Below are 3,693 nucleotides of genomic sequence, written 5' to 3'. Positions count from 1 at the left end.
TCGGCGTCAAGCTGACCACCCTGCGCCCGGAGCAGGCCGCGTACATCGGCGTCGACGTCGACGGCCCGTACAAGCCGGACCACTACCGCTACTGATCCACCGCCGCAGGTCCCCGCGGATCCGCAGCACCGAGGCAGGCCCCCGGCACCCGTGCCGGGGGCCTGCCCCGTACGACCCCACGGGTGCGTGCGCACGCACGCACGCCAGCCAGCAAGGACCCCGCCCATGCCCCGCGGCCGCTACTCGCTCCACGACCCCCACGACGGCACCCCGCTCGGCGAGGAGCACTTCAACTGCGCCCCGGGCCCCTCCGGTTGGCGCTACGTCTCCCAACTGACCGGCCCCGACGGCGACCACCGCGGCTCGGTCGACCTCGCCGTCGACGAACTCGGCCGCCCCATCCGCCTCGAAGTCAACGCCGCGAGCTGGCAGGTCCGGGGCGCCGCCATCGACGGCGTCACCTGGGTCCGCTCCGACCCCGCCGGCACCGCGGCCACCGAGGGCAACGTCCGCGCGGCCGCCTTCACCGGCACCTCGCCCGCCTTCCTCGTCGCCACCGCCCGCCTGCTGCGCCCCGAGCTCGGCGCGGCCGCCACCCGGGTCCGGCTCGTCGCCCTCACCGACCCGGTGCTGGCGCCCCGTACGGTCGACCAGGCGTGGGCCCTCGTCGGGCGGACGGAACACGCGACGGACAGCGGGTCGCTCGTCGTGGACGAATACCGGGTCACCGCCCTGGACACCGGAGAGGTGCACACCGTCCACCTGGCCGGGGACGTGGTCCTGTCGGCCCCCGGCATCGAGCTCGAACACCTGGAGACCCCGCCGTCGACGTTCCCGCCGGAGGCCTGACCGGGCCGGCGTCGCCGCCCCTCTGCCCCGGTCAGTACTCCTCGTCCGGGAACCCCCACCGGACCACGGGCTGCGCGTCCGGCGCGACCGCGGCGACCGTCGCCGCGAAGGACTTCTCGAACGCCGGCCGCCAGAGGTAGGAACGCGAGACGCACAGCGGGATGTCCGACTCCCCGGAGACGAAGTACGCGCCGTCGTCGTCCACGGCCACGCCGAGGGTGACCTGGTTCTCGATGCATTCCTCGTATATCAGCTGCGTCAGGGCCCGGACGACCGCCCAGGCCTGCGGCTCGTCGGCGACGCCGGTGACGTCGAATGCGAGATCGATGTTGACTGACATGGCGGCAGCGTAGGCGGCCCCGCCGACAGCCCTACGCGGGCGGGGCGAAGCCCGTCTTCCGCACCGGCTCGCCCCCGGACGGCGCCACGGGCGCCGGCGCGGGCATCGGCCCGGCTGCCGGCAGGTGCGCGGGTGCCGACCCGGGAGCAGGCGTGGGCGCCGGGGCGGGGGCTGCCGCAGGCGCAGGTGCGTGCCCCGCGGACGCCACCACGGGCGGCCAGAACGCACCGGGCGCCCCCGCCGCCCCGCCGGGCAGGACCCCCGGCGCGCCCGGCCCCGCGGCGAACGCCCGGGCCGCGTCCCGTGACTGCCGCTCGTGCACCACCGCCATCAGGAACGCGGCCGCGGGCACCCCCGCCGGTGCCGGCGCCCCCGTACGCGCCACCACGTCGTCCGCCAGCTTCGCCGCCATCGCGGCACCCACCTGCGGGTCCAGCTGGTGCATCCGGGTCAGGTACTGCCGTACCGCCAGCCACAGCCCTTCCGGCACGCCCGACAGGTCGAGCGCCGTGAACCGCCCGGCCAGCCACGGCGGCGGCGCCGGCACCGGCATCGCATGCGTCACCGGCACCCGCTCGCGTATGACCAGCGTCCCCCCGAAGACGTCCCCGAGCCGTCGCCCCCGCGCCGACACCAGCGAGGCGATGCACGCCACCGAGCCGAAGGTGAGCAGCAGCTCCACGACCCCCATGGCCCCGCGGACGAGCGCGTGGCGGAACCGGACCGGCCCGCCGTCGTCCCGGACCACCCGCAGCCCGCAGGCCAGCTTGCCGAGCGACCGCCCGTGGCTGAGCGTCTCCACCGCGATGGGTACGCCGACCAGCACCAGCAGGAAGCTCGCGACGGCGACCGCGGCCTGCGCGGCCTCGTCCAGGGAGGCGGTCGCGTAGGTCAGCGCGATGGTGATGAGGAGATAGCCGGTGACGTACACGAACAGATCGAGGACGAAGGCCAGCGCCCGGCTCGGTAGCCGCGCGGGCCTCAGCCCCAGGACGACCGCGTCCCCCGTCACCAGATCGCTCACCGCTGCACACCCTTCCCGTGACCGGACCCACCCCTCGATCACCCAGTCTGCCAAGCTGACCCGGGAAGAAGTAGCGCCGAAGCACGGCCGGCAGCAGGGGCCAGGGGCAGGGGGAGCGGCAACCGCATGGATCTCGACGTCTTCGTCACGGCCCACCGGGCGGAATGGGAACGCCTCGAACAACTGCTGGGCCGCGGCCGCCGGCTGACCGGCGCCGAGGCCGATGAGCTCGTCTCGCTGTACCAGCGGACCGCCACGCACCTCTCCCTGATCCAGTCCGGCAGCCCCGACCCGGTGCTCACGGGCCGGCTCACGCAGCTCGTGGCCCGGGCGCGGGCGACCGTGACCGGCACCCGCCGCGCGAGCTGGCGCGATGCCGCCCGTTTCTTCACCGTGGGCTTCCCCGCCGCGGTCTACCGCAGCCGCCGCTGGTGGATACCGACGGCACTGCTCTCCACCCTGCTGGGCGTGCTGATCGGCTGGTGGATCGCGACGCATCCCGAAGTACAGTCGGCGATCGCCGCGCCGGAGGAGCTGAAGGCCCTCACGCGGCCCGGGGGCGAGTACGAGACGTACTACTCCAGCCACCCGGCGGCCTCGTTCGCCGCCAAGGTGTGGACGAATAATGCCCAGGCGGCCGCGATGTGCCTGGTCCTGGGCGCGTTCCTGGGGATCCCCGTGCTCTGGATCCTGTTCCTGAACATGGTCAACCTGGGGGTCGGCATCGGCCTGATGACCTCCGCCGGCCGGCTGGACGTGTTCCTCGGCCTGATCCTGCCGCACGGCCTGCTGGAGCTGACGGCGGTGTTCGTGGCCGCCGGAACGGGCCTGCGCCTCGGCTGGACCGTCATCGACCCGGGCCCCCGGACCCGCCGCGCCGCCCTCGCCGAACAGGGCCGGGCCGCCCTCGGCATGGCCGTCGGCCTCGCGGTCGTCCTGTTCGTCTCGGGCCTGATCGAGGGCTTCGTGACCCCGTCCGGCCTGCCCACCTGGGCGCGCATCGGCATCGGCGTCGCCGCGGAGGCACTGTTCCTGACCTACGTCTACGTACTGGGCGGGCGGGCCGCACGGGCCGGCGAGGTGGGCGACGTGGAGGCCGCCGACCGCACGGCCACGCTCCCCACGGCCGCCTGATGTGCGTGGAGGGCTGCCGAGCTGCTAGGCTCCTCGTCTGTCCCGGAAAGACTGTTGACACGGTCGGAACGGGGAGGTAGATTCGAACGGTTGCCTCGAACTGGACAGTTCGGCAGCGACGGTTTAATATCTACTTCGCCCCCAAGGAATCCAATTCCCGTGGGGCGCAGCCGACTCCTCATTCAGGAATCCGAAGCCGGGAAATCCGGTGGAAAACTTCTGATAGAGTCGGAATCGCCGGAAAGGGAAAGCGCGAAAGCGAAGAACCTGGAAAGCGAAGCGCGAAACACTCTGATAGAGTGGGAAACGCAAGAACGAAAGCCCGGAGGAAAGCCCGAGAGGGTGA

At 73.1% G+C, this 3,693-nt stretch carries 6 protein-coding genes; 4 read left to right on the top strand and 2 right to left on the bottom strand.

Features of this window, described 5'->3' with window-relative positions; genetic code table 11:
* Positions 1-95: adenosylhomocysteinase (locus ACZ4VL_RS40185; RefSeq protein WP_351034276.1), on the top strand; the 95-nt coding region annotated here is incomplete at its 5' end.
* A gap of 130 nt (positions 96-225) precedes the next feature.
* Complete coding sequence (locus tag ACZ4VL_RS40180) at positions 226-849, top strand: hypothetical protein (protein ID WP_468210876.1); 624 nt, start codon at positions 226-228, stop codon at positions 847-849.
* Positions 850-880: 31 nt separating this feature from the next.
* Here the strand turns inward: ACZ4VL_RS40180 and ACZ4VL_RS40175 are convergent, their stop codons facing one another.
* Positions 881-1,189: a hypothetical protein gene (locus ACZ4VL_RS40175; protein ID WP_468210873.1), complete on the bottom strand. Its 309-nt coding sequence runs from the start codon at positions 1,187-1,189 to the stop codon at positions 881-883.
* Between the two features lie 31 nt (positions 1,190-1,220).
* Positions 1,221-2,213: an RDD family protein gene (locus ACZ4VL_RS40170; protein WP_468210870.1), complete on the bottom strand. Its 993-nt coding sequence runs from the start codon at positions 2,211-2,213 to the stop codon at positions 1,221-1,223.
* A 126-nt stretch (positions 2,214-2,339) separates the two neighbouring features.
* Here ACZ4VL_RS40170 and ACZ4VL_RS40165 point away from each other — a divergent pair, with 126 nt between their 5' ends.
* Both ACZ4VL_RS40165 and ACZ4VL_RS40160 read left to right on the top strand, forming a co-directional pair.
* Complete coding sequence (locus tag ACZ4VL_RS40165) at positions 2,340-3,347, top strand: stage II sporulation protein M (RefSeq protein ID WP_468210867.1); 1,008 nt, start codon at positions 2,340-2,342, stop codon at positions 3,345-3,347.
* A 159-nt stretch (positions 3,348-3,506) separates the two neighbouring features.
* A partial coding sequence (locus ACZ4VL_RS40160) for a hypothetical protein (RefSeq protein ID WP_468210864.1) occupies positions 3,507-3,693 on the top strand: 187 nt, incomplete at its 3' end.

It is taken from the genome of Streptomyces sp. NPDC029014 (genome assembly GCF_055564695.1).
The sequence above is the reverse complement of the archived record's forward strand: the minus strand, read 5'-3'. Positions and strand labels throughout refer to the sequence as shown.

Coding starts and splice junctions, on each gene's coding strand:
- ACZ4VL_RS40180 (WP_468210876.1), top strand. CDS start 226: ATGCCCCGCGGCCGCTACTCGCTCCACGACCCCCACGACGGCACCCCG.
- ACZ4VL_RS40165 (WP_468210867.1), top strand. CDS start 2,340: ATGGATCTCGACGTCTTCGTCACGGCCCACCGGGCGGAATGGGAACGC.
- ACZ4VL_RS40175 (WP_468210873.1), bottom strand. CDS start 1,189: ATGTCAGTCAACATCGATCTCGCATTCGACGTCACCGGCGTCGCCGAC.